This window comes from Tenacibaculum sp. AWR4_210, from assembly GCF_056160945.1.
The window spans coordinates 1-330 of sequence record NZ_JBSWYF010000070.1 but is presented as its reverse complement, the minus strand read 5'-3'; the positions used below and the strand labels follow the sequence as shown (position 1 = coordinate 330).

Genomic DNA, 330 nt, shown 5'->3' with positions numbered 1-330 from the left:
CAGCAACCGCACCATGTACCACAGCAGCAACAGCTCAGGTAGTGGTAAGCGAACAAGCCTTACCAAATGCCGGAACTAACGGAACACTTACGATCTGTGCAGGAAGCACGGTAACATCGGCGCAGTTATTTGCAGCCTTAGGCGGAAGTCCTGCGACAGGCGGAACTTGGTCACCAGCATTAGGCGGCGCTAATACCTATACGTATACCGTAGCAGCAACGGCACCATGTACCACAGCCGCAACAGCTCAGGTAGTGGTAAGCGAGCAGGCTTTACCAAATGCCGGAACTAACGGAACACTTACCATCTGTGCAGGAAGCACGGTAACAT

Annotated in this window: 1 protein-coding gene; it reads left to right on the top strand. The window is 53.0% G+C overall.

The features are described 5' to 3' along the window. Window positions 1-330, top strand: a 330-nt coding sequence (locus ACXAG7_RS20065; RefSeq protein WP_476667941.1) for a hypothetical protein, incomplete at both ends; no start/stop codon positions are given.